17 protein-coding genes, 1 other RNA gene and 1 pseudogene are annotated in these 23,634 nt (G+C 65.2%); 12 read left to right on the top strand and 7 right to left on the bottom strand.

Going from position 1 to position 23,634, the window contains the following annotated elements:
• Nucleotide 1: 1 nt before the first annotated feature.
• From RX327_RS28455 to RX327_RS28410, 10 genes are all read left to right on the top strand, one after another.
• Complete coding sequence (locus tag RX327_RS28455; RefSeq protein ID WP_050385415.1) at nucleotides 2-1,858, top strand: TRAP transporter large permease subunit; 1,857 nt, start codon at nucleotides 2-4, stop codon at nucleotides 1,856-1,858.
• A 12-nt stretch (nucleotides 1,859-1,870) separates the two neighbouring features.
• Nucleotides 1,871-2,854 (top strand): NAD(P)-dependent oxidoreductase, encoded by a 984-nt coding sequence (locus tag RX327_RS28450; RefSeq protein ID WP_317247781.1) that lies wholly within the window; start codon nucleotides 1,871-1,873, stop codon nucleotides 2,852-2,854.
• Nucleotides 2,855-3,015: 161 nt separating this feature from the next.
• Nucleotides 3,016-4,212, top strand: a complete 1,197-nt coding sequence (locus RX327_RS28445) for an ABC transporter substrate-binding protein (protein WP_225164325.1) — start codon at nucleotides 3,016-3,018, stop codon at nucleotides 4,210-4,212.
• Between the two features lie 19 nt (nucleotides 4,213-4,231).
• On the top strand, nucleotides 4,232-5,089 hold the full coding sequence (locus RX327_RS28440; RefSeq protein ID WP_050385417.1) for a branched-chain amino acid ABC transporter permease: 858 nt from the start codon (nucleotides 4,232-4,234) through the stop codon (nucleotides 5,087-5,089).
• Nucleotides 5,089-6,888, top strand: coding sequence for an ABC transporter permease subunit (locus RX327_RS28435; RefSeq protein ID WP_050385418.1), 1,800 nt, complete (start codon nucleotides 5,089-5,091; stop codon nucleotides 6,886-6,888). Before RX327_RS28440 ends, RX327_RS28435 begins: the two co-directional genes overlap by 1 nt.
• Nucleotides 6,869-7,615 (top strand): ABC transporter ATP-binding protein, encoded by a 747-nt coding sequence (locus RX327_RS28430; protein WP_152977691.1) that lies wholly within the window; start codon nucleotides 6,869-6,871, stop codon nucleotides 7,613-7,615. The genes RX327_RS28435 and RX327_RS28430 overlap by 20 nt, the downstream gene beginning before the upstream one ends.
• 224 nt (nucleotides 7,616-7,839) lie before the next feature.
• The gene (locus RX327_RS28425) at nucleotides 7,840-11,079 is read left to right on the top strand and encodes an adenylate/guanylate cyclase domain-containing protein (RefSeq protein ID WP_050385420.1); all 3,240 of its coding nucleotides are present in this window, start codon (nucleotides 7,840-7,842) and stop codon (nucleotides 11,077-11,079) included.
• Between the two features lie 40 nt (nucleotides 11,080-11,119).
• Nucleotides 11,120-11,761, top strand: coding sequence for a hypothetical protein (locus RX327_RS28420; RefSeq protein WP_050385421.1), 642 nt, complete (start codon nucleotides 11,120-11,122; stop codon nucleotides 11,759-11,761).
• On the top strand, nucleotides 11,721-12,359 hold the full coding sequence (locus tag RX327_RS28415; protein ID WP_028332501.1) for a hypothetical protein: 639 nt from the start codon (nucleotides 11,721-11,723) through the stop codon (nucleotides 12,357-12,359). The genes RX327_RS28420 and RX327_RS28415 overlap by 41 nt, the downstream gene beginning before the upstream one ends.
• 170 nt (nucleotides 12,360-12,529) lie before the next feature.
• Nucleotides 12,530-13,822 (top strand): MFS transporter, encoded by a 1,293-nt coding sequence (locus RX327_RS28410; RefSeq protein ID WP_317247779.1) that lies wholly within the window; start codon nucleotides 12,530-12,532, stop codon nucleotides 13,820-13,822.
• A gap of 4 nt (nucleotides 13,823-13,826) precedes the next feature.
• Here the strand turns inward: RX327_RS28410 and RX327_RS28405 are convergent.
• Nucleotides 13,827-14,439, bottom strand: a pseudogene (locus RX327_RS28405) (TetR/AcrR family transcriptional regulator).
• A gap of 157 nt (nucleotides 14,440-14,596) precedes the next feature.
• Between RX327_RS28405 and RX327_RS28400 the strand changes: the two are divergent.
• Both RX327_RS28400 and RX327_RS28395 read left to right on the top strand, forming a co-directional pair.
• Nucleotides 14,597-15,829, top strand: coding sequence for a cytochrome P450 (locus tag RX327_RS28400; protein ID WP_317247778.1), 1,233 nt, complete (start codon nucleotides 14,597-14,599; stop codon nucleotides 15,827-15,829).
• 200 nt (nucleotides 15,830-16,029) lie between these two features.
• Complete coding sequence (locus RX327_RS28395; RefSeq protein ID WP_317247777.1) at nucleotides 16,030-19,752, top strand: AsmA-like C-terminal region-containing protein; 3,723 nt, start codon at nucleotides 16,030-16,032, stop codon at nucleotides 19,750-19,752.
• A gap of 64 nt (nucleotides 19,753-19,816) precedes the next feature.
• Here the strand turns inward: RX327_RS28395 and RX327_RS28390 are convergent, their stop codons facing one another.
• The 6 genes from RX327_RS28390 to ssrA form a co-directional block, all read right to left on the bottom strand.
• Nucleotides 19,817-20,170, bottom strand: a complete 354-nt coding sequence (locus RX327_RS28390; protein WP_028332496.1) for a VOC family protein — start codon at nucleotides 20,168-20,170, stop codon at nucleotides 19,817-19,819.
• A 55-nt stretch (nucleotides 20,171-20,225) separates the two neighbouring features.
• On the bottom strand, nucleotides 20,226-20,501 hold the full coding sequence (locus RX327_RS28385; RefSeq protein WP_024580116.1) for a ribbon-helix-helix domain-containing protein: 276 nt from the start codon (nucleotides 20,499-20,501) through the stop codon (nucleotides 20,226-20,228).
• Nucleotides 20,498-20,686 carry a DUF4169 family protein gene (locus RX327_RS28380; RefSeq protein WP_317247776.1) on the bottom strand — a complete coding sequence of 63 codons (189 nt, stop codon included), beginning with the start codon at nucleotides 20,684-20,686 and terminating at the stop codon, nucleotides 20,498-20,500. The genes RX327_RS28385 and RX327_RS28380 overlap by 4 nt, the downstream gene beginning before the upstream one ends.
• A gap of 274 nt (nucleotides 20,687-20,960) precedes the next feature.
• Nucleotides 20,961-22,379, bottom strand: a complete 1,419-nt coding sequence (gene fumC / locus RX327_RS28375; RefSeq protein ID WP_317247775.1) for a class II fumarate hydratase — start codon at nucleotides 22,377-22,379, stop codon at nucleotides 20,961-20,963.
• Between the two features lie 166 nt (nucleotides 22,380-22,545).
• A complete protein-coding gene (locus RX327_RS28370; protein ID WP_317247774.1) occupies nucleotides 22,546-23,067 on the bottom strand; it encodes an SspB family protein in 522 nt (173 codons plus the stop codon).
• A gap of 149 nt (nucleotides 23,068-23,216) precedes the next feature.
• Nucleotides 23,217-23,582: a transfer-messenger RNA gene (gene ssrA / locus RX327_RS28365) on the bottom strand.
• Nucleotides 23,583-23,634 lie beyond the last annotated feature (52 nt).

Below are 23,634 nucleotides of genomic sequence, written 5' to 3'. Positions count from 1 at the left end.
CATGTCAGTCGCCGCAGTCGAGGCGAGAAGCAGCGCTGATCGGATCACGGCGCCGCTACTCGCCGTCAGCGACGCGATCGCCGCGCTCCTGCTTGCCGCCGATCTCGTGGTGGTCTGCGTCTCGGTGCTGGCCCGCTTCCTGTTCAATGCGCCGGTCGAATGGTCCGACGACGTCGCCCGCGGCCTGATGGTCGGGTCGAGCTTCTTCGGCGCGGCAAGCGCGCTCGCGCGCAGCGAAAATCTCGGCGTCGCCTTCTTCGTCAACATGCTGCCGCCGAACGTGCGGCGGGCCGTCGATGCGGTCGGTGCGCTGCTCGTCATGATCATTGCCGGCTATGTCGCGTTCAACGCCGTCAAGATGGGTTGGCTGACCACCGGCCAGACCTCCGGCTCCGGCCTGCCGCTGGAATGGACGTTCTATCCGATGGGCGTCGGCGCGGCGTTCATGACGATCTTCGCGTTCGAGACGTTCTGTGGCCGGCCGCTGCGCGACATGGCGGCAGGCATCGTCGCGACCGCCGTCATCGTCGGCCTTTATCTGGCCTGGGATGCGCTGGTACCAATGTCCGTGCCGTCGTCGCAGACATTGATGCTGATCGGCTTCTTCCTCACTTTGTTCGGCGGGCTGCCGATCGGCTTTGCGCTGGCGCTGGCGGCGCTGATCTTCATCTGGGTCGAGGGCACGCTGCCCGGCGTGATCTTCGCCCAGCAGATGGCGCGCGGCATCGACAATTTCGTGCTGCTGGCGATCCCGTTCTTCATTCTGGTCGGCTACCTGATGGAAGCCAACGGCATGTCGGTCCGGCTGATCGAGCTGCTGCAGCGCGCGGTCGGACGGATGCGCGGCGGGCTCAACGTCGTCATGGTGATGTCGATGGTGCTGTTCTCCGGCATCTCGGGCTCGAAGATGGCCGACGTTGCCGCGGTCGGCTCGGTGCTGATCCCGGCGGCGCGCCGCTCGCGGCAGAACCCGGGCGGGGCCGTGGCGCTGCTCGCCGCCTCCGCTGTCATGGCTGAGACCATTCCGCCCTGCATTAATCTCATCATCCTCGGTTTCGTCGCCAACCTCTCGATCGGCGGACTGTTCGTCGCCGGCATGTTGCCGGCCGCGCTGATGGCGCTGGCGCTGATTGCGGTGTCGATCATTTTCGGCAAGCGTCCCGCGGCGAACGTGGAAGCCGAGCCGCGCGCCGCGGTATCGGGACTCTGGACCGGTGCGATGGCCTCGTTCGGGCTGATCTTCATCATCTTCTTCGGCTTCAAGAGCGGCTTTGCCACCGCGACCGAAATCTCCGCCTTCGCCGCGGTCTACGCCATCGCCGTCGGCAGCCTGCTGTTCCGTGAGCTCGGTGCGAGGAGTCTGGCGCATTGCTTCGTGCAGTCGGCTGTTCGTTCGGGGCTGGTGCTGTTCATCGTCGCCGCGGCGCAGTCACTGGCCTTCATCCTGACGCTGCAGCAGGTGCCGCATGCCGTCGGCGACCTCATGCTGGCGATCTCGGGCAGCCACGGGGGCTTGCTGTTCATGCTGCTGTCGATCCTGGTGCTGGTGGTGATGGGCTCGGTGCTCGAAGGCGCCGCGGCTCTGATCATTTTCGGCCCGCTGCTGCTGCCGGTTGCCGTGAAGCTCGGCATCGATCCGCTGCATTTCGGCGTCGTGCTTGTGATCGCTATGGGGCTTGGGCTCTTTGCTCCGCCACTTGGCCTTGGGCTCTACGGCGCTTGCCTGATCGGCAACGTGCCGATCGAGCAGACCATCAAGCCGATCGCGGGCTATCTCGGCCTGCTGTTGCTGTGCCTGCTGGTGATCGCCTTCGTGCCGGCGATCAGCACGGCCTTGCCGCATGCGCTCGGCTACTAGGGGAGTGGGATCGTGAAGGTGCTGCTCGCCCATACCCCGCAGATGCGCCGCGACTATTACGGCGAGCGCAGCCTGAACGGCCTGCGTGCGGTCGCCGACGTCGAACTGCACGAGGGTGAGGAGGCGCTTGATGCGGCGGCGCTTGTCAAGGCCGCGGCCGATGTCGACATCATCGTCTCCGACCGCATGACGCAGGGGCGAGGGGAGATCTTTCCGCTTCTGCCGAAGCTGCGCGCGTTCGTGCGCTGCGCGGTCGACATTCGCAATATCGACGTCGCCGCAGCCTCCGCCGCCGGCGTGCTGGTGACGCACGCGAGCGCCGGCTTCGTCCAGTCGGTCGCTGAGCTCGCGCTCGGCTTCATGGTCGATCTGTCGCGCGGTGTCTCGCGCGCCACCGCGGATTATCACGCGGGCAGGGCGCCCGAGGTCGTGATGGGCCGCCAGCTTGCGGGAAGCACGATCGGCATCATCGGCTATGGCAGCATCGGGCGCTATTTTGCCGGGATCGCAAAGGTGCTCGGCATGAATGTGCTGGTCGCCGATCCCTTCGTGACGCCAGACGATGCGGCGATCGCGCATCTGCCGCTCGACGATCTGCTGGCGCGCGCCGACTACATTGTCTGTCTCGCGATCGCCAACGTGCAGACCGAGAACCTGATCGGGCAGGCCGCGCTGACGCGGATGCCGAAGCACGCATTCTTCATCAACCTTTCGCGCGGAAACCTCGTCGACGAGGCGGCGCTGTCGGCCGCGCTGCGCGATGGCCGCATTGCGGGTGCCGCGATGGATGTCGGCCGCGCGCCGGACCAGATGCCGACGCCCGAGCTTGCAAGGCTGCACAATGTGATCGCAACGCCGCATGTTGGCGGCCTGACGCCGCAGGCGATCGAGCATCAGTCATCGGAGACGGTACGCCAGGTCGCGAAGATCGTTGCCGGCGAGATACCCGTCGGCGTGGTCAATGCCGGCTACTGGACGCGGCGGCCTCGGCCATGAAAGTTTGGCGAAGCCCAATGTCGTCCGCGGGGCTGGACAAGAGCTTCGCATCCGGCTCAGACTTGGCCCGCATAACCGCGGCCCCTGAGCGCGCGGACAATCAATGAACGGACGTCCCGCAACAAACGACGGGCGCCGAGAGGGAAACAGGGAGGCATCACATGGCTATTTCACGCCGTGACGTTTTGTTGGGCAGCGCCGGTGCATTGGGCGCCGCATCATTTTCCTTCCCAGCGCCTGCCATCGCACAGTCGGAACCGATCAAGATCGGCTGTCTCGCGGCGATCACCGGCCCGAGCTCAGCGCCGACGGTCGGCTTCAATCGCGGCGTCAACTTCGCGGTCGACGCCATCAACGGCGCCGGCGGGGTGAAGGGCCGCAAGATCGAGCTCGTGATGCGCGACACCCAGGGCGATCCGACCAAGGCGGTGAACGCCACGCAGGAGCTGATCAGCCAGGCCAAGGTGCACGCGATCTGGGGTCCGCTGAACTCGGGCGAGGCGCTGGCGACAACGCCGATCATGGCGCGCGCCAAGATGCCGGACCTGCATCCCTGCGTCGTCGAGACCCTGATCGACCCGGTCAAGTTCCCCAACGCGTTCCGCATCGCGCCGTCGAACAACCAATGGGACGACGCCGTGCGCAATTACTGTCTCAAGATCCTCAAGGTCAAGAAGGTCGCCGTGATCGGCGACACCACCGGCTATGGCGTCACCGCGGTCGGTGCCTCCGTCGCGGCGTTCAAGAAGGACGGCGCCGAGGTGGCATATCAGGCTAATATCGACGCCACGCAGCCCGACATGACGCCGGACATGCTGCGCGCCAAGAATGCCGGTGCGGAAGCGATCGTGGTGTGGAGCGTCTCGACCGGCATGGAGGCGCGCATGTTCAACACCCGCGCCGCGATGAACTGGGACGTGCCCTTTGTCGGGCATCCCTCGATGGCGTCGGGCGAGCTTGCGAGCCTGGTCGCCAAGCCGGAGAACTGGAAGAAGGTCTACGCGATCGGCTACAAGAGCTGCAGCTATGACGGCGCCGGCAAGCTGCCGCCGAAGAGCGCGGACCTGGTCGCGCGCCTGACCAAGGCCAACATCGCGCTGAACGACACGCTGTTGTGGTGGGTCGCGGGCGGCATCGATTGCATCGAGCTGATCGCCAAGGCGGTCGCCGAAAGCGGCTCGACCGACAGCGCCGGCATCATCAAGTACTGGAACACGCTGTCGACCTATCCCGGCTATTTCGGCAACTACCGCTTCTCGCCGACCGAGCACAATGGCTACCTGACCGAAGAGATCGTGATGTCGGAAGCCTCTACAGCCAAGGACGGCACCTTCGCGCTGGCGCCGGGGTACACATAGAAGGGCGAGGGCGCAGCCGATGCTGGCCTCGATCCTTGCATCCGGTCTCGCAGCGGGCGCGATCTACGCGCTCGTCGGCGTCACCTACAACACGATGTTCTCGACCTCGCGGGTGATGAGCTTCACCGCCGGCCAGCTGGCGATGCTGGGCGGCGTGTTCGGCTCGATGTTCACGCTGAAGCTCGGCCTGCCCATTGCCGTCGGCTTCGTGCTGACGCTGCTCTGCTGCGCGGTGATCGGAATCATCACCGAATTCGTCGCGGTGCGGCCGGTGCTCAAGAGCCTCGACCAGCATCTCTACGTGCTCTCGACCCTCGCGGTCGCGCTGATGATCCAGCAAATCACCGCGATCAAATGGGGCACCGAGCCGCAGCCGTTCCCGCGCATCGCAGGATTCGGCGAGGGCGTCCTCGATGAGAAATTCTGGCTGCCGGTCCTCGCCTGCGCCGTCACCATTGTCGGCCTTGAATATCTCTACCGCCGCACCCTGGTCGGCCGCGCGTTCCTGGCCATCGCTGAGGATAATTTTGCGGCACGGGCGCTCGGCCTGCCGGAGCGCAATCTGCGGGTCGCGAGCTACGCGCTCGCCGGCGTGGTCGGCGGCATCGCCGGATTTTCCGGCGGGCAGTTGCTGCTCGCCTTCTTCGCCAACGGCGCGCTGCTCAATTTCTACGGCTTCGTGCCGGTGGCGCTGGGCGGGCTCGGCAATAACAGAGGCGCGATCATCGGCGGGCTGGCGCTCGGCCTGTTCCAGCAGGCCGCGAACTTCCTGGTCGGCGGCATCTTCTCCTCGGTCGCGGTGTTCACGCTGTTCATCGTGGTGCTGCTCGCCGCGCCGCAAGGGCTGTTCGGCGCCTCGACCGCGCGGAGGGTGTGATGACGTCGGTCGTGGCCACTCCGTCCCGAGCCGACAGCGGCGTGTGGCGCGCCGCGCTGCCGCACGTCCTGCCGTTCCTCGGCATTCTGGTGGCGGCGGTGCTGCTGCCCTTCGTCAGCAACGATTACTGGGTGCTGATCGGCACCCGCATGGCGATCTACTGGGTGCTGGTGTCGGGCCTCAATCTGGTGGTCGGCTTCGCCGGTCACCTTGCGATCGGCTATGTCGCGCTGCTGACGCTCGGCGCCTATACGACGAGCGTGCTGGTTGCCGGCAACGTGATGCCGGCGATTCCGGTATTCGTAGCCTTGCCGATCGCCGGCCTCATCGGCGCGATCTTCGGCGTGGTCGTCGGCCTGCCGGCCCTGCGCCTACGCACCTTCTACTTCGCGATGTCGACGCTCGGCTTTGCGACCATCGTGACCCAGATCGCGCTGGCCTGGCAGAGCGTGACCGGCGGCGGCATCGGCATTGCCGGTCCGGAATTCCCGGCGCCGTTCAACACGCCGTGGGGCTTCTACGCCCTCTGCATCGCCTTCGCCGCGCTGACCACCTGGATGAGCGCCAATGTCGCGCGCAGCCGGTTCGGCCGCGCGCTGATCGCGGTGCGCGACGCCGAGGTCGCCGCCGAGGCCAGCGGCATCTCCAAGCCGAAAATGCTGATCGCGATCTTCCTGTTCGCCGGCGCGCTGGCGGCGATCGCCGGCGGATTGTTCGCGACCCTGCAGACCTACATCACGCCTGATGCGTTCACCTTCGATCTCTCGGTGCTGTTCTTCATCGCGATCCTGATCGGCGGCCGCGGCTCGATCCTCGGGCCCATGCTCGGCACCATCATCCTGACCATTCTGCCCGAGATCGCGGCGCCGCTCGCGGCGTGGTCGACCTTCCTCTACGCGGTGCTGCTGCTCATGATCGTGCTGGTGATGCCCGGTGGCATCGCGGCGTTGCTCGATTTCCGCAACCGTCGGCCGCTCGCCAGCAACCGCGCCATCGTTCCGCGTCCGGCCGCGCTCGCCGACATCGTGCGCCGCAGGGACGGCGGCAAGAAGCTGCAGCTGCGCGGCATCGCGCTGAGCTTCGGCAATGTGAAGGCGATCGACGGTCTCGATCTCGATATCGCGCCCGGCGCGATCCACGGGCTGATCGGACCGAACGGCAGCGGCAAGACCACGACGCTCAACGTGATCTCGGGCTATTACGCCGCCAAAGCCGGCACCATGACGCTTGGCGGCGAAGTCCTGGCCGCCGGCCAGCCGGTCAAGCGCGCCGCGTGCGGCATCGCACGCACCTTCCAGACGCCGCGCGTGATCGGCGAAGCCTCGGTGCTGGAGAACGTCATGATCGGCGGCTCGATCGAGGGCCGGGCCAATTTCGTCGAGGCGATGTTGGCATTGCCGCGCAACGGCGCCGACGAGCGTCTGCTAGCCGCCAAGGCGCACGCGCTGCTCGGCGTCGTCGGCCTCGAGGCGCTCGCCGACATACGCGCCGATCGCCTGCAGCACAGCGAACTGCGCTTCATCGAGATCGCGCGGGCGCTGATGCTCGATCCGGACTTCCTGCTGCTCGACGAGCCCGCCGCGGGTCTCTCCAATGACGAGATCGAGCGGCTCGCCAGCCTGATCGAGGCGGTCTGCGGCCGCGGTACCGGTGTGCTGCTGGTCGAGCACCATGCCGATCTGATCTTCGATATCTGCCACCAGGTCACCGTGCTCAATCTGGGCCGGACGCTGGCGGCGGGAACCCCGGCGGAGATTCGCGTCCACAAGGAGGTCGTCAGTGCTTATCTCGGCGGGTGAACCGTTGCTTGCGGTCAATGGGCTGCAGTCCGGCTACGGCAAGATCCGTGTGCTGCACGGCATCGACATCACGATTGCCGTCGGCGAGGTCGTGGCGCTGCTCGGGCCCAACGGTGCCGGCAAGACCACGCTGCTGCGCGCGATATCCGGACTGTTGCCCGTCACGGCCGGACAGGTCCGGTTCGGCGACCGCGACATGACCAATGCCACGCCGCGCGATGCCGCCCGGGCCGGGCTCGTGCATGTGATCGAGGGACATCGCGTGTTCACGCAGATTTCGGTGACCGACAATTTGCTGCTCGCAGGCTATGACCTGCCGCGCGCCGAGCGCGCCGTGCGCATCGAGGAGGCGTTGGCGTTCTTTCCCGAAATCGCCGAGAAGCGGCATGAACGCGGCGGCGCTCTGTCGGGCGGGCAGCAGCAGATGCTCACGGTCGCGCAGGGCCTGGTCCGCCGGCCGCGGCTGTTGATGCTCGACGAGCCGTCCGCGGGACTGTCGCCGGTGCTGGTCGATCGCGTCCTCAACGTCATCGGCCGGCTGCGCGAGCAGGGCACCTCCGTGCTGCTGGTCGAGCAGCTCTTGGAGAAGGCGCTCGCCTGTGCCGATCGCGTCTACGCGCTGGTGCAGGGTGCGATCGCGCTGGAGGCGCCGACCGGAGAGAGCGACCTCGCACATCGGCTCGAGCGCGCCTATTTCGGCCATGAGAGCCACGCGTTGCAGACCTAGCCAATGCAACCTATGTGCTTGATGCTAACAGTCCCGCAACTTGTGGTCGGATGCAGCGTCGGCTTCCGTTGTGGCGCAATCTGCACGTGCGTCATAAAATGGCACGACAGGTGCAGGCGGCTTTGCTAAGCTTCATAGCGATACCCTATTGTGGATCATTGTCGCGTTGTTTTTAGGACTTGTTGCGGTTGCCTGCGTCTGCAGCTCTCTTCAAGAGGCCTACGATGCAATGTTTGCGTTGCGGTTGTCAGAACAGGGCGACCAATGAGTATTGCGAAGGGTGCGGGGCCTCTCTCGGAATTACGTGTGAAGCTTGCGGCCACCTGAACGGATCAAGCAGCCGCTTTTGCGGAAGGTGCGGCGCTGCGTTGACGACGGCGATTGACGCGACCCAGGTTCAGCCGTCGCACGAGCATGCCCTGAGGAGCCTGCATGCCAAGGGTGGGGAGCGGAAGCGCCTCACGATCCTTTTCGCCGATATCAGCAACTCGACGGGAATCATCGATAGCCTCGGAGATCCCGAACTGGGCATGCGGCGCTTGCAGCCGGTGCTCGACCTGATGAACGAGGCGGTTCACCGCTACGGCGGCGTCGTCAACAAGGCCCAGGGCGACGGCGTCATGGCGATGTTCGGCGCCCCGCAGCCTCACGAGGATCACGCCGTTCGGGGCTGTCTCGCGGCGTTGGCGATGCAGGATGACGTCAAGCGGCTGCATGACGTCGATATGCAAATCCGCGTCGGCGTCCACACCGGTGAGGTCGTCTTCCAGGCCATCGAGCACGGCATCTATCAAACCTATGATGCCGCGGGCGCGAACGTGCACCTCGCCAGTCGACTGGAGCACCTTGCCGAGCCGGGCACCATTCTGGTCTCGAGGGAGACCCACGCTGTCGCGAAGCAGTTCGTGGAGGTGGAGTCGCTTGGCGAGCAGGCCATTCGGGGGCTCGCGGCGCCCGTCGAGGTGCTCAGGCTGAGGGGCCTTCAGCATGCGCCGTCGAGCGGTGTGTTCCGGACCGGACGACGGTTGAGTCCCTTGACCGGCCGCGCCGACGAGTTTGCGGCGCTGACGGCTGAACTCGAGAACACCCGCAAGGGAGATGGCCGGGCGATCGGTGTCGTTGGCGAAGCCGGCATAGGAAAGAGTCGCCTTTGTTTTGAATTTGCCGAGAGTTGTCGCAGCAAGGGCATCCGCGTCTTTGAGGCGCGTGTGCTCGCGCACGGGCGCGCAACGCCGTTTCAGCCGGTGCTGGCGCTGCTTCGGGATATTTTCGGGCTTCGCATCAAGGAGGAAGCGCCGGACGTTTCGCGCCGCCGTGTCTTCGACCGGTTGGCGGCAATGCCGGTCTCCGATCATCTGGCACCCGTGCTGCTGGAATTCCTCGGACTGGCGGACCCGCACCAGCCCGCGCCGAAACTGGATCCCAAGGCCCGCAAGGCCCAATTGCTCGATTTCGTCGGCGAACTGGTACGCGCCGCACCTCGTGACAATGTGACGGTCGTCCTGATCGACGATCTGCACTGGATCGATCCGGCGAGCGAGGAGTTCGTCGAGGCCCTTGCCGACGCCGTGGTCGGAACCACGACGATGCTGCTGGTCAATTTCAGGGCCGGATTGAGCGCGCCGCTGATGCAGCGGTCGCATTACCGGCAGATCAATATGGCTCCGCTTGGGCCCGCGGAGGCGCAATCGATCTTGCGCGATCATTTTGGTACCGACCCGTCTCTGGCGTTGTTGAGCCGGAATATCGTCGAGCGCGCGCACGGCAATCCGTTCTTCCTGGAAGAGCTCATGAGCGCCCTCGTCGAGCGTGGCGACTTCGAGGGCGAGAAGGGCGCGTACCGGCTGAAGGGCGGCATCGACACAATTCCGCTTCCGACGACCGTGCAGGCCGTGGTCGCGGCGCGCATCGATCGCCTCGACGAACACGCAAAGAGGGCCCTCGAGGTCGCCTCGGTTGCCGGGCGCGAGATTTCGTTGTCGGTTCTCGATGCCGTTGCCGGTCTGGCGAAGGCCGAGCTGCTGGAAGCCGTGGGACATTTGCGACGCGCCGAATTGCTCTACGACGTGCCTCCCTTTGAGCAGCGGCTGATCGCGTTTCGTCATCCGTTGATCCAGGAAGTCGCCTATCTGTCGCTGTTGCACGAACGGCGCCGCGAACTTCACGCCGCCGTCGCGCAGGCGATCGAGAAGTTGTTCAAGGATCGCGCCGAGGAACGGGCGTCGCTTCTCGCCTACCACTGGGAGCATGCCGGCGAACATTTGAAGGCGGCGCAGCAGCACATGCGCGCGGCGGTCTGGGTCGGCGCGAACGATCCCAGTCAGGCCTTGCGAAGCTGGAAGAAGGTGCGTGAACTCCTGACGCACCAGCCCCCGTCGCAAATGACCGACTACCTGAAGATGATGGCCTGTGGCCAGATCGTGAATTTCGGCTGGCGCGAGGGAATTTCCGCCGCCGATGCGCAGGTCTATTTCGAGGAAGCCCGCGGCCTCGCGCTCGCGATGGGGGACCTGCGCGCCAACACGCTGATTCACGCTGCCTACGGCCGGATTTTGGCGAATGGCGGCTCGGCCGACGAATATGTCGAGCGGGTGCTGGAAGCCAAGGCGCTTGCCGACACCGGCACCGACACCAGCGTCCAGGTCACGCTGAAGGCCATTCTCTGCCATGCGCTCCGGCTCTCCGGGCGGATGTCGGAGGCGCTGCAGATGAACATGGAGGCGGCCGCGCGCGCGTCGGAGATCGTGAAGTCGGACCGGGAGACGCTTGGATTCGACATCGAGGTCTGGTTGACTGCCATGCGCGGGCAGACGCTCGTGATGCTGGGGCGCGCGTCCGAGGCCCGGCCGCTGCTCGATCGCGTGCTGCAACTGGATGGCAGCCAGGTCGATGCCATTCACTACGTCATCCCGAGCCTTGCCTATGTCGACCTCGCTTGGTCCGAAGGCGACGACGGATTGGCCCAGCACCACGCCGATCGCGCCTTCTCGCTCGCGGTCAAAAGCGGCAATCCATATTTGCGCGTCTACGCGCAGGCCAGTCGCGGCCTGTCCCATATGGTGGCAGGCCGGATCACATCATCGATCGAGGATCTGACGGCCGCGCTCGACTTCGCGCGAACCCGCAAGGCCGGCCTCGAAAACGAAGCGCGGATTCTCGCCGATCTGGCGAACGCGTATCGACGGAAGGGAGATGCGGCCGCAGCGTTGTCCGCCGTTGACGAGGCGATTGCGGTTGCGGTCAAGCGGCACGCGCGCATTCCGGAATGCCTTGCCCGGTCGGTTCGCGCCGATCTGCTGCTGCGCTCCGGGCGCAGCGGTGAGGCCGAGGAGGGCACGAAGGAACTGGACCGCGCGACCGCGCTGCTTCACGAGACCGGCGCGATGATCTTCGCGCCCTTTGTCGGTGGCGCGGGAAAGACGGTCAAAGCGAATCGAAGTTCGAACGAAGCCAATAATATTTGAGTTGCGAGTGAAATTGTTCTGATCCCATTCGGATGATCTCATGTTGTTCGCGAATGTGACGGGCGAACCGGTCGGCAAAGGAAGCGCCCGCGCGTGCAGGGACGCGCTCCTTTGCGACATCCTGGCCGATTTCAGGCGTGCGTTTCCCGATCTGCTTTTCGAACTCGACGAAGGAAGCGCGACCGTCAATGCTCAGGCCTTCATTCGTGGCGACGATCGCGTCGTGCGGATCTATGGCGGACTGGCTTACCACGCGGCGATGAACGCGGACGGCCTGGTTTTCGCCCTGCTGCACGAGGTCGGACACCATCTGTCGAAAGGCGGTCGGCTCGCCGCCAATTCCGAGCTCGGTTGCGAGTGCGCGGCGGACCGCTGGATTCTCGCCAAGGGCGCAGCCCGGCTGCGCAAGCAGACCGGGCGCACGCTCTCGATTGAGCGCGCGGTATCGAGCATCGAGCAATTGACGGCGCTTGCCGCCTGCGGCCTGGGAGCTCGCAAGCGCGGTCCAAGCGTGTGCTGGGCCGATCATTGGCCAAGGCGCAAACATGTACTGGTTCGACCGGAGGCCGCGCCGGCAATTCCGCGGTGCTATCTGTCCAAGTTTTTACGACTGAATCAAATTGCACAAAGGGAGACGACAAATGGGTGCGCTACTTCCCGTCGGCAGCGGTCCCGACGCTGAAATCGTGGACCGGCTGAATGAACTCTTCAGCGGCAAGGATCTGACTACTCTTCGCAAGCACAACAAGAAAGAAAAGTTGTTTGATCCGAGCCATAGGTTACGGCGCGTGGCGTTCCGCATCGGTGCCTATCCGAGCAAGGATTACGGGAAGGATGATGCCAAGCGGAAATGGTTCTTCTTCCTCCACCATGTGCTGCCTCAGGAGACGCAGGACGCGATCAAGAAGATCCTGGGCGACGCGATGACCCGAACCGTGATCAAGGCGGTGAAGTTCTCGGTCGAGGAAAACAGCGTGGTGACCCATCCGCATCTGTTTCCGAGCAATAACGAGCCGCTCGCGAACTACCTGAATGGGGCCGGCACCGCCTATCTTGTCCATCTGGTCGTGCAGGGGCCGATGGATGACAGCGCCGAAGATCCGCCCGGCGACAGCGACCCGGACAACGGTGAACAGCCGATCGCCTGGCCCGAGCTTTCGCTCCGGAGGCCAACGTTCAGGCGCACCAAATCAGGCGGCGGGAAGCGCGCCGGCAAGAAGAAGGCCGTTAGCAAGAAGAAGGCAGCCAAAAAGGCGGCCAAGCGTCCGCGCAAGCGTTGACGAGGCGGTCACGGCGGTTGATTGTGGCGGCAAGGGCCGACGGATGCGTCGGCGCTTCTGTCTCCAGGTCGTCCTGAAATCTGGCTGGTGGCAGCGCCTGCTGCCGGCTGCCCAAAGTCCGCTACGGCGCCGGTCCAGCCTGTTCCGTTGCGGATGGACTGCTGCCTCCGATGCGACTTCCGTTCTTCTACGGCTGGGTGGTGGTCGCCGTGACCTTCGTCACCATGGCCATCGGCGTCAACGCGCGTACCGCCTTCTCGCTGTTCTTTCCGCCCATCATCTCCGAGTTCGGCTGGGAGCGCGGCGTCACGGCGGGCGCCTTCTCCTTCGGCTTCGTGGTGTCGGGCGTGGTCAGCCCGCTGATCGGCCGCCTGATGGATCGCGCCGGTCCGCGCGCGGTGATGGAGCTCGGCGTCCTCTTGATGGGCTCGGGACTACTGCTGGCGCCGCTGACGACGCAGCCCTGGCACCTCTATCTCACGATCGGCGTGCTGGTCGGCGCTGGCAGCGTCTGTCTCGGCTATTCCGGCCAGTCGCTGTTCCTGCCGAACTGGTTCATCCGCAAGCGCGGCTTCGCCATCGGCATCGCTTTCGCCGGTGTCGGCATCGGCTCGGTGACGCTGCTGCCATGGGTGCAGCACATGATCGAGCAGACCGGCTGGCGCACCGCCTGCACGGCGATGGGGCTGCTCGTCGTGGTGGTGCTGGCGCCGGTCAATCTGCTGCTGCACAAGCGCCCGCAGGACATCGGCCTTGAACCGGACGGCGACGCCGCCCCGACGGCGACGTCGGCCAGGCCGGCATCGAATATCGTCGACCCCGTGTGGGCTGGCACAGACTGGACGCTGTCGCGTGCGCTGCGCACCGCGCGTTTCTGGTGGATTGCGCTCGGCTATTTCTGCGGTCTTTACATCTGGTACGCGGTGCAGGTGCATCAGACCAAATTCCTGCTCGACATCGGCTTCAGCCCCAATGTTGCGGTGTGGGCACTCGGCACCGTCAGCCTGCTCGGAATTCCCGGCCAGATCCTGCTCGGTCATGTCTCTGACCGGATCGGGCGAGAATGGGTGTGGGCGATCACCTGCTTCGGCTTCGTGATCTGCTTCGCCGCGCTCGCCGCGCTGAAATACTGGCCGAGCATGGCGTTGATCTATCTCATGGTGTTTACCCAGGGCGCGCTCGGCTATGGCCTGACTTCGGTGATGGGGCCGGTGGTGCTCGAGATCTTCCAGGGCAAGCATTACGGCAGCATCTTCGGCACCGTGATGCTGGCTGCGCTCGCCGGCGGCGCCGCGGGCCCCTGGATCACCGGCCAGCTCTATGATCTCTCGGGCAGCTATACCAGCGCCTTCCTGCTCGGGATCGCCGTCAGCCTGCTGTCGGCATTTGCGATCTGGCAGGCCTCGCCCCGCAAGGTCCGCGCCGTCGCCGGACAGATGCACAAGGTCGCAAGCGCGGCCTGACGCGTCAGGCCGCCGAAACGCCGATCGCGCGCTGCAGGTCGGTGATCGCGCGCAGGCAGCTGTCGGCGGGGGTGGTTTCCGGATCGATCAGGCGGTGCAGGCGGAAACCATCTTCCAGCGCCAGCACGATCGCTCCGGTCCAATCCGGATCGAGTTCTGCCGTTCCTGCCGCTATTCTTCTGCGCAGTCGTGACGATGTCGGCGACCAGCTTGCGCCGCGCGCGCAGGCGCTTGGCAAGCTCCGGGCGGCGCTTCTCGGCGCGTGCGACGAACAGGATCATCTCCATGTGGAGGAGGGGCGAGCGGCCCAGCGGATCCTGCCGGCTGCGGTCCATTGTGCGCAGCGCCTCGAGGAAGTCGGCCAGGTTGCTGTGCCGGGCGAGCAAATCGAGATTGCGCCGGATCGACTGCTCGACATGGTCCTCGAGCATGGCGATGATCAATTCGTCCTTGCTCTTGAAGTTCGAATAGAACGCCCCGCGGCTAAAGCCCGCCGCCGCCGCGATCGCCTCGATGCTGGCGCCGCCGATGCCGTCCTGTTCGAACACGCGCGCGGCCGCCTCGAACAGCCTGTCGCGCGTGTCGTCCCTGGTCGGTCTCGTTCTCACCCTTGACATCGGCACAGGTTAGGGCAGACTGCAACTCGATACAACAATGTATCGAGTTGCATTCGACAGAACCAGAACAACCGCATCCGTGATGATGCGGTCTTGAGGATGACACCAGGGCACCCCAGGCTTTAGGGCAACGGCGTAGCGAGCGAACGAGGTCACCATGAACGAGCAAGTTCAGCCGGCGAGCGGCGAGCCGCTTTTCAATCCACTGGCGCCTGAATTCATTCGCAATCCCTATCCGTATTACGAGCGGCTGCGCCGCCTCGATCCGATGCATGTCAATGTGCACGGCGCCTTCGTCACCAGCCGCCACGCCGAGGTGAGTCTCGTGCTGCGCGACAAGCGCTTCGGCAAGGATTTCGTCGAGCGCAGCACGCGCCGCTACGGTCCCGAGATCATGAAGGAGCCGGTGTTTCGCAGCATGAGCTACTGGATGCTGCAGGCCGATCCTCCGGACCACACCCGCCTCCGCGGCCTCGTGGTGAAGGCCTTCACCGCCCGCCGGGTCGAGGACATGCGGCCGCGAATCCAGCAGATCGTCGATGAGACGCTGGACCGCATCATTCCGCAAGGCAACATGGACCTGATCGAGGATTTCGCCTTCCGCCTGCCCGTCACCATCATCTGCGACATGCTCGGCATCCCCGAGGAGCACCGCGAAGTCTTCTACAACGGTTCGCGCGATGGCGGCCGCATCCTCGAGCCGGTGCCGCTGACGCCTGAAGAAATCAAGCAGGGCAACGCCGCCAATGCGATGGCGGCAATGTATTTCCAGCAGCTGTTCGAGCTGCGCCGTCGCAATCCCGGCGACGACCTCATCACCCAGCTGGTGCAGGCCGAGGAGGACGGCAACAAGCTCACCAACGAAGAACTGACCGCCAACATCATCCTCTTGTTCGGCGCAGGCCACGAGACCACGGTCAACCTGATCGGCAACGGCCTGCTCGCGCTGTTCCGCAACCCCGACCAACTCGCGCTGCTGAAGGCCAATCCCGGTCTGATCACCAATGCGATCGAGGAATTCCTGCGCTACGATTCCTCGGTGCAGATGACCGGGCGCGTCGCGCTGGAGGACATCGACGATCTCGGCGGCGCGAGGATTCCGAAGGGCGAGAGCGTGCTGTGCCTGCTCGGCTCGGCCAACCACGACGAGGCTGTCTACCCCGATCAGCCCGAAAGGCTCGACATCCGGCGGCCGAACGTGAAGCCGCTGTCGTTCGGCGGCGGCATCCATTTCTGCCTGGGTGCCCAGCTGGCGCGCATCGAGGCCGAGATCGCCATCGCCACGCTGCTGCGGCGGCTGCCCGACTTGCGCATCGACGACGTCGAAAACCCGGAATGGCGGCCGACCTTCGTGCTGCGCGGCCTGAAGCGGTTGCCGGCGAGCTGGTGACGTCCCCGCGGGTCAGCGATCCGCGGCGGGGCCGGCACACGCACGCTTGAACGGGAAATCAACCATCTGTCCAGAGTCCCAGCAGTAAACCGGCTGTGACTTCGCCGTACTTGTCTCTATATTTGGGTTGCTCCGGCCAGAGGTTGGCACAGGGTTCAGCATGAGGAGGCTGCCCCGGAGCTGGCTCAAAGGGAGACACCGTGCAGACGACGCTGCTCGGATTGGCGATTGCCTTCATCATTGCGCTGCTGGCCGCGCTGATCGGGCCTTACTACGTCGACTGGAACCAGTTCAGGCCCCAGTTCGAGGCGGAGGCCGGCAAGATCATCGGCGTGCCCGTGCGGGTCGCGGGCGAGCTCGACGCGCGGCTGCTGCCGGCGCCGACGCTGCGGTTGAAGACGGTCACCGTCGGCGGCGCCAACGACCTCGGCAAGATTCGGGCTGCCAATCTCGACGTGGAGTTCAGCCTGAGCTCGCTGATGCGTGGCGAGTGGCGCGCGAACGAGCTCACCATCAACGGCGTGTCGCTCGATCTCGGGCTGGACCCGAAAGGGCGGATCGACTGGTCGCCGTCGAGCGGGAGCTTCAACCTCGCTTCGCTGGCGATCGACCGACTCAACCTGACCGGCCGCATCGCGCTACATGATGCCGCGAGCCGCAGCACGCTCGAGCTGAACGACGTTGCCTTCAGCGGCGACGTCCGCTCGCTTGCCGGTGCGATCCGCGGTGACGGCAATTTCATGTTCGACGGCAACCGTTACCCGTTTCGGGTCTCCTCGGGGCAAAGCGCCGATGGCAGCGGCACCCGCCTGCACTTCAGCATCGATCCCGGGCAGCGGCCGGTGTCGGCCGATCTCGACGGCATCCTGACCTTCGAGGCTCGCGCGCCGCGGTTCGAGGGCATGCTGACGCTGGCGGGGGCGCCCGGTCAGCGCGGCGGCGATGCGCCCCCATGGCGGATCGCGGCCAAGGTGAAATCGGACTATTCGACGGCACGGCTCGACCAGATCGAATTGAGCTATGGCGCAGAGGACCGTGCGCTGAAGCTCGCCGGCAACGGCGATCTGCGTTTCGGTGCGTCGCCGCTGCTGCGCGCCTCGCTTACGGCGCGGCAGCTCGACGGCGACAAGTTCGCCGCCAAGGACAGCGCCAAGGACGGCAGCAATGGCAATGTCGAGCCGGTCCGCGTGCTGCCGGCCATGCGCGCGGTGTTGTCGGGTCTTCCGCAAAGCCCGATGCCGGCGCAGCTGGAGCTGGCGTCCGAGCAGATCATGCTCGGCGGCCGTCCGTTGCAGGACATCTCGGCGGAGCTGCGATCGGACGCGAAATCCTGGACGGTGCGCCGGCTGGAATTTCGCGCGCCGGGATCCACGCGTGTCTCGATGAGCGGTGCCAGCGCGCAAGCTGGAGCGGCGAACAGCTTCAAGACCGCGCTCAACATCGAATCGTCCGATCCCGACGCGCTGATGACCTGGCTGCAGGGGCGCGGCGACGTCACCTATCGCAGCCAGAAGCCGCTGCGGTTGCGCGGCGACGTCATGGTGTCGCCATCAGGCTTTTCGATCGACGCGATGAAGGCGGAGATCGAGGGCGGCACCCTCGAGGGCCGCGTCGCGGTTACGCACCGCGAGGCGACAAGCGGGTCGAAGGTCGAGGCGCAGTTGAAGGCGGAGCGGCTCGATCTCGACGCGACCGCGGCATTGATCCGCTCGCTGGCCGGTCCGCAAGGCGAATGGCCCGACGAGGCGCAGCTGTCGCTCGACGTCGGGCGCGCGGTCTCTTCCGGGCAGGAGTTGCGACCGCTGCTGGCGAAGATCGCCTATAGCCCAAAGAATATCGTGCTCGAGCGCGTCAAGATCGGTCAGCCCGACAATGTCACGCTGGACGGCAGCGGCAATTTCGACCGCGCTAATTCGACCGGCAAGCTCGCGGTCGACGCGACCGCCGCGTCGCTTGGCCGGCTGACCGCTGTGTTTCAGCCGTTCGCGCCAGCGCTGGCCGCGCGGCTTGGCGTGCTCCGCGTGGATGCCGGCCCGGTTCGCGCCAGGCTCGCGCTCGACCTCGGCAAGGGCAAGGCCGCCGATCGCGTCAGCGCGCGCGCGACGCTCGATCTCGACACGCCGCAGCTCAAAGGCAACACGGTGATCTCGGCGACGCCGCAGGTGGCTGCAATCCGTGCGCTGGATTTCGATGCACTTCGCCGCAACGAGGTTGCAGCGGAGACGAAATTCTCGGCAGGCGATGGCAACGCTTTGCTGGCGCTGCTTGGGCTTGACCATGCGGTCGCAGCCGGTGCCGGTTCGACGCAGTTCGAGGGCACGGCGATCGGCGCGTGGCGCGCGCCGTTGCGGCTAAAGGCAAGGCTCTGGGGCGCAGGGCTGGACGCGGATGCCGAAGGGACCGCGGAGCCTTGGACCAAGGACGGGGCCAGCGAGAGTAAATCGAGCATTAGCCTCCGCGTTCGCAGCGCCGACATCAGTCCGCTGCTCAATCTGAAACCAGCCGACCCGGTCGCAAACATCCGCCTGTCGTCGAAACTGACGCTCGCGGGCGACAGGCTGACCTTCGACGATCTCGACAGCATCATCGCCGGTTCACGGCTGCGCGGCCATCTGGCGCTGACGCTCGCCGATCAGAAAAGCGTCGACGGCGAAGTCGGTCTCGATCAGATCACGCTGGCGCCGATTTTCGCGGCCGCGATCGGCGCGGCAGGTCACGATGCGACGGAGCCGCTCGGCCAGGGCCTCACGAGCGCTTGGCGCGGCAAGGTCACGTTCGAAGCGCTGCATGGCCTGCTGCCGGGTGGCGCCGAGCTGCAGCCGGTCAGAGGCACCATCAGATCGGACGGGCAGTCGCTGACCTTCGACGGCATCAAGGGCAAGATCGGCGGCGGCGAGGCGACTGCCACCATCGATGCGCGACAGGGCGCCAACGGACTTGCGCTCAGCGCCAATGTGCAGCTGTCCGGCATCGACAGTTCAGCCTTGCACTACCGCAGTCTCGCGATGCCCAAGGGACGCGCCTCGATGCAGATGACGCTGTTGACGCAGGGCCGCAGTGCCTCGGCGTTGACCGGCGCGCTGTCCGGCAGCGGCACCGTGACGCTGGAGGGGCTCAGCCTTCCGGGCCTCGATCCGCGCGCCTTCGAAGTTGCGATCCGCGCCAGCGATTCCGGGCAGGCGACCGACGACACGCGGCTGCGGCAGATCGTCGAACCGGTGCTCGCGAGCGGCGCGCTGTCGATTGCTTCGGCGCAAATTCCCTTCAACATCCGCGACGGCCGCCTCCGGGTCGGCGCCACCACGCTCGCGGCGAACGGCGCCAATGCCATCGTTTCCGGCGGCTACGACATTCCCGCCGACCAGGCCGACATCCGCGCTGCCCTGGCATCGACGCAGGTCGGCACGGCCAACAGCCGACCGGAAATCCAGCTGCTTGCCGTGGGCACGCCCGACGGATTGTCGCGCAGTATCGACATTGCGGCGCTGTCGTCGTGGCTTGCGGTGCGCGCGATCGATCGGGAGACCAAGCGGCTTGACGCCATCGAGCGCGGCGAAGCGGCGCCGCCGCCGACCCAAACGGCGCTTCCGCATCCGGCCGAGTCGGCTCCGGATGCATCCAATCCCAATTCGGCAGGAGTGCCTTCCGCCAACTTGCCGGGGCCTGGCCCTGATCCGCGCCGCGTTCCGGCGAAGCCTAGGATCGTGGCGCCGCGGCCGCCGACTGTCCCGCCGGTCGCCACGGCACCCCCCATTGCGCCGCCCGCGTCGGTTGCGAGCCAGCCGCAGCTGGCGCCGCTGCCACCGCTGATCGAGGTCAAGCCGGCGCCCGGCGTGGCCAGGCCACCAAAGCCGCTGCGGCCGCCGCTATCGCTGACGCCGCAGGTCGCCAATCCACCGCAGCGGCCGGCGCTGCAGAACTAAACGCGCTTTCAAGCGAAGTGGGCACCGGTTCGCGTCAAGAAAGCGCGTCAAACGAAGCGCTGGTTCAGGATCGGTGCTGGAGAATATTGATCAGCTTGCCGAAGGGATCGCGGACGAAGAAGCGCCGCACGCCCCACGGCTCGTCCGCCGGTCCGTATTCGATCGTGATGCAGGCTGCCTTCATTCGGCGCAGGGCCTCGTCGAGATCGTCAACCTCAATGGAGAGATCAGGCACCGGCGTGCCGGAACCACCTTCGGAAGCGAAGCTGATTTGAGCCTGCATTGTTTCGGATGAGCCGTAAGTCGCAACCCAACCGAAATCCATCAGTGGCTCGAGGCCAAGCACGTCGCGATAGAACGACTTCGCTGCCGCTGTGTCCGGTGCCGCAACGTTCGCGACGATCCGATTGACCTTCATGCTGAGCCCGCGCAGCGGAACGACCGTCTACTGGTGGCGACGGTCGGAGAGGCCGTCAGGCCTGCTGACGCGTGTCGACCTGTTGCGGCCTGACATCCGTGGGCACCGCCGGCGTGGCTCGCGAGCGGAAGTAGTCCAGGACGAAGAGGCGGATCGCCGAAGACAGATTGCCTTGCTGGCGGTTGTTGTCGATCTCGCCGACCAGCTCGGACAACGTCATGTTGCGCAGGCCGGAGATCTCCTTCATGCCGTTCCAGAACGCCTCTTCCAGGCTGACGCTGGTCTTGTGGCCGGCGACGACGATTGACCGTTTCACGACGGGCGACTTCATGGTGCGTCTCCATTTTCGATGCGGTGCTGATCGAGCACGCGCGCGTTGCGCTCGCCGAGGAATTCGTCACGCGCTCGTTCGGATTTAGTGCGACCGAATAGCGCACGATTGGCTTCGGCCTGCTTCGCTGCTTGTTCGCGCTCACCGCGCTTCTTGAATCGTTTCAAGTTGACCACGTCGCCCATGCTCGTCGTCCTCATCGTCCCCAGAGCGGAATTGGTGATGCATCGTGACGAAAGCAAGAGCAACTGCGCTACGCGCCCGGCTCGATATCCATCCCGAATCCCCGTTTGATGCCCTGATAGCATCAAAGAATCCGTTTCGCTCTGCGAAAACTAGACGTCTGTACCATGCGCCAGCGCAGAGCTCATAGGTAATGCACCTTAGTCTTTAGGCGTTATGATCCATAATTATATCACGCGCGCTGACCGTAATTATCCGGACAATGCGCGCTGCGCTTTAGCCCGGGTGTGTCATTTTGTCCGGCTGCACGAGGCGATCAAATTCATCCGCGGAAACAAATCCGAGCCGCAAAGCCTCTTCCTTCAGTGTCGTTCCGCGCGCATGCGCCGTCTTGGCGACCTTTGCCGCGTTGTCGTAGCCGATCTTCGGGGCCAGCGCCGTGACCAGCATCAGCGAGCGCTCCATCAGCTCCTTGATGCGCTTTTCGTCGGCGTGTATTCCGACAACGCAATGCTCAGTAAATGAGCGGACAACGTCAGACAGCAGCTGAATGGAATTTATCATACAGTATGCCAACACGGGCTTGTAGACGTTGAGCTCGAAATGGCCCTGGCTGCCGGCGACGGTGATGGCGGTGTGATTGCCGAACACCTGGCAGCACACCATGGTCATCGCCTCGCATTGGGTCGGATTGACCTTGCCGGGCATGATCGAGGAGCCCGGCTCGTTCTCCGGCAGGATCAATTCGCCGAGGCCCGAACGCGGGCCGGAGCCGAGCAGGCGGATGTCGTTGGCGATCTTGAACAGGCCGGTCGCGACCGAATTGATGGCGCCGTGCGCCAGCACATAGGCGTCGTTCGAGGCCAGCGCCTCGAATTTGTTGGCGGCGCTGGTGAACGGGAGCTTCGTGATGCGGGCAACATGCTTTGCGAACAGTTTTGCAAAGCGCGGCTTCGAGTTGAGGCCGGTGCCGACGGCGGTGCCGCCCTGCGCCAGCGGATAGAGGTCCTTCACCGCGACCTTGAGCCGGGCAATGCCGCTTTCGACCTGCGCGGCATAGCCGGAAAATTCCTGGCCCAGCGTCAGGGGCGTCGCATCCTGGGTGTGGGTGCGACCGATCTTGACGATCCTTGCGAACTCCTTCTCCTTCTTGCGCAGCGCGCGGAGCAATTCGCCGAGGGCAGGGACGAGATCGGCATTGATGCGGCTTGCGGCCGCGATGTGCATCGCGGTGGGAAACGAGTCGTTCGACGACTGGCTCATGTTGACGTGGTCGTTGGGGTGCACCGGCTTCTTGGCGCCGAGCTCGCCGCCGAGCAGCTCATTGGCGCGGTTGGCGATCACCTCGTTGAGGTTCATGTTGCTCTGCGTGCCGGAGCCGGTCTGCCACACGACAAGCGGAAAATGATCGTCCAGCCTGCCTTCGATCACCTCGCGCGCGGCGCGGATGATGGCGCCCGCCCGGCGCGCATCGAGCTGGCCGAGCTCGCGATTGGTCTCCGCAGCCGCAAGCTTCACGATGCCGAGTGCATGGACGATCGCGATCGGCATGCGGTCGTGGCCGATCTTGAAATTCTGCCGCGAGCGTTCGGTCTGCGCGCCCCAATAGCGGTCCGCGGGAACGTCGATCGGACCGAAGCTGTCGGTCTCGCCGCGGGTCTTTGCCTTGGAGGGGATCGTCGATCGAGCCATCATGCTTTCCGTGGATGCTTGCCGTTGGGTCATCAAAACGTGGCCCGGCGCGGCAACGCGACAGCGTCCACGCGAAGGGCACGTTCATGCAGAAGTAGGCTGGGACGACGATTTGTCATCCCGATCCCGACAAGCATCCTACAAGGTCGAGGCGTGATCGGCGCTTAGATTATTTCTTGCGGAAGCGGTCCAGCCGCACGACCTCGGCGCCTTCGCTGGGCTTCGTGGGCTCCTGCTCGGTCTCGGCATTCTCGGTCTCGGCCGCTGCGTGGGCCGGGGGGGCGGGCAGGGGAGAGGCCGGCGCCGTGGCGGGAGGGGCTTCTTCGGACAGTGCGTCCGAGACATCGAAGCGCAAATCGAACGGCGCGGACGGATCGAGGAAGCGCGTCACTGCGGCGAACGGCACGGTCAGCCGCTCCGGAATGCCGCCAAAGGACAGGCCGACCTCGAAGCGGTCCTCGAGCACGGTCAGGTCCCAGAACTGGTGCTGGAGGATGATCGTCATCTCTTCAGGATATTGCGCGAGCAGCCGCGGCGACAGCTTCACGCCCTCGGCCTTCGACACGAAGGTGATGAAGAAATGGTGCTCGCCCGGCAGGCCATGGGCCGCGGCATCGGTCAGCACCTTCCGCAGCACGCCGCGCAGCGCGTCGCGGGCCAGCACATCATATCGGATATGATCGGTCGCCATGGTGGTCCTGTCGCTTCGAAAATGCCCGCCTGGGCGGCGCCGGACCGTCCGACTCGCCCTTTTTGCCATGCTACCCCGCCGGGAGCTGGAAATCAGCAGGGCTGGCAGCTGAAATGCGGGCGGACGCCCGATTGGGAAACAAGGGTTAAAGTGGAGGCTTCTGTTGCCAGGTGCCTCCGAACCCCGCCTAGCGGAGCTTAACCCGCTAGGACTTTAGAGTGGTCTTTCAAACTGCGTTACGCAGCCTGAGCAACCGGAGCAAAGTTGTCGTTGGCAACTATTGCAGTAGCCCGATAACGGCGGAACAATACCGGGAAAAAGTACGCCCTTTACGCCCTCGTCGATCCTATTTCGCCCCCGCCAAAGCCCGCTTCGGGACTGCCCGATGGTGGGCTTTGGTGGAGGCGCCGGGTACCGCCCCCGGGTCCGAATGGTTTATTGCGACGACCGTTTATTTCCATAGCCGGCGAACCGGCACTCCCAATATAGCGGCAAAGTCTTAGAAAAACAGAGCCGATTCAGGCCCTTTCGGCTGTGAAACCCACCGATTTCGGGTTGGCCAGGGTC

This window comes from Bradyrhizobium sp. BEA-2-5, assembly GCF_032918025.1.
Taxonomy (GTDB): domain Bacteria; phylum Pseudomonadota; class Alphaproteobacteria; order Rhizobiales; family Xanthobacteraceae; genus Bradyrhizobium; species Bradyrhizobium pachyrhizi.
The sequence above is the reverse complement of the archived record's forward strand: the minus strand, read 5'-3'. Positions and strand labels throughout refer to the sequence as shown.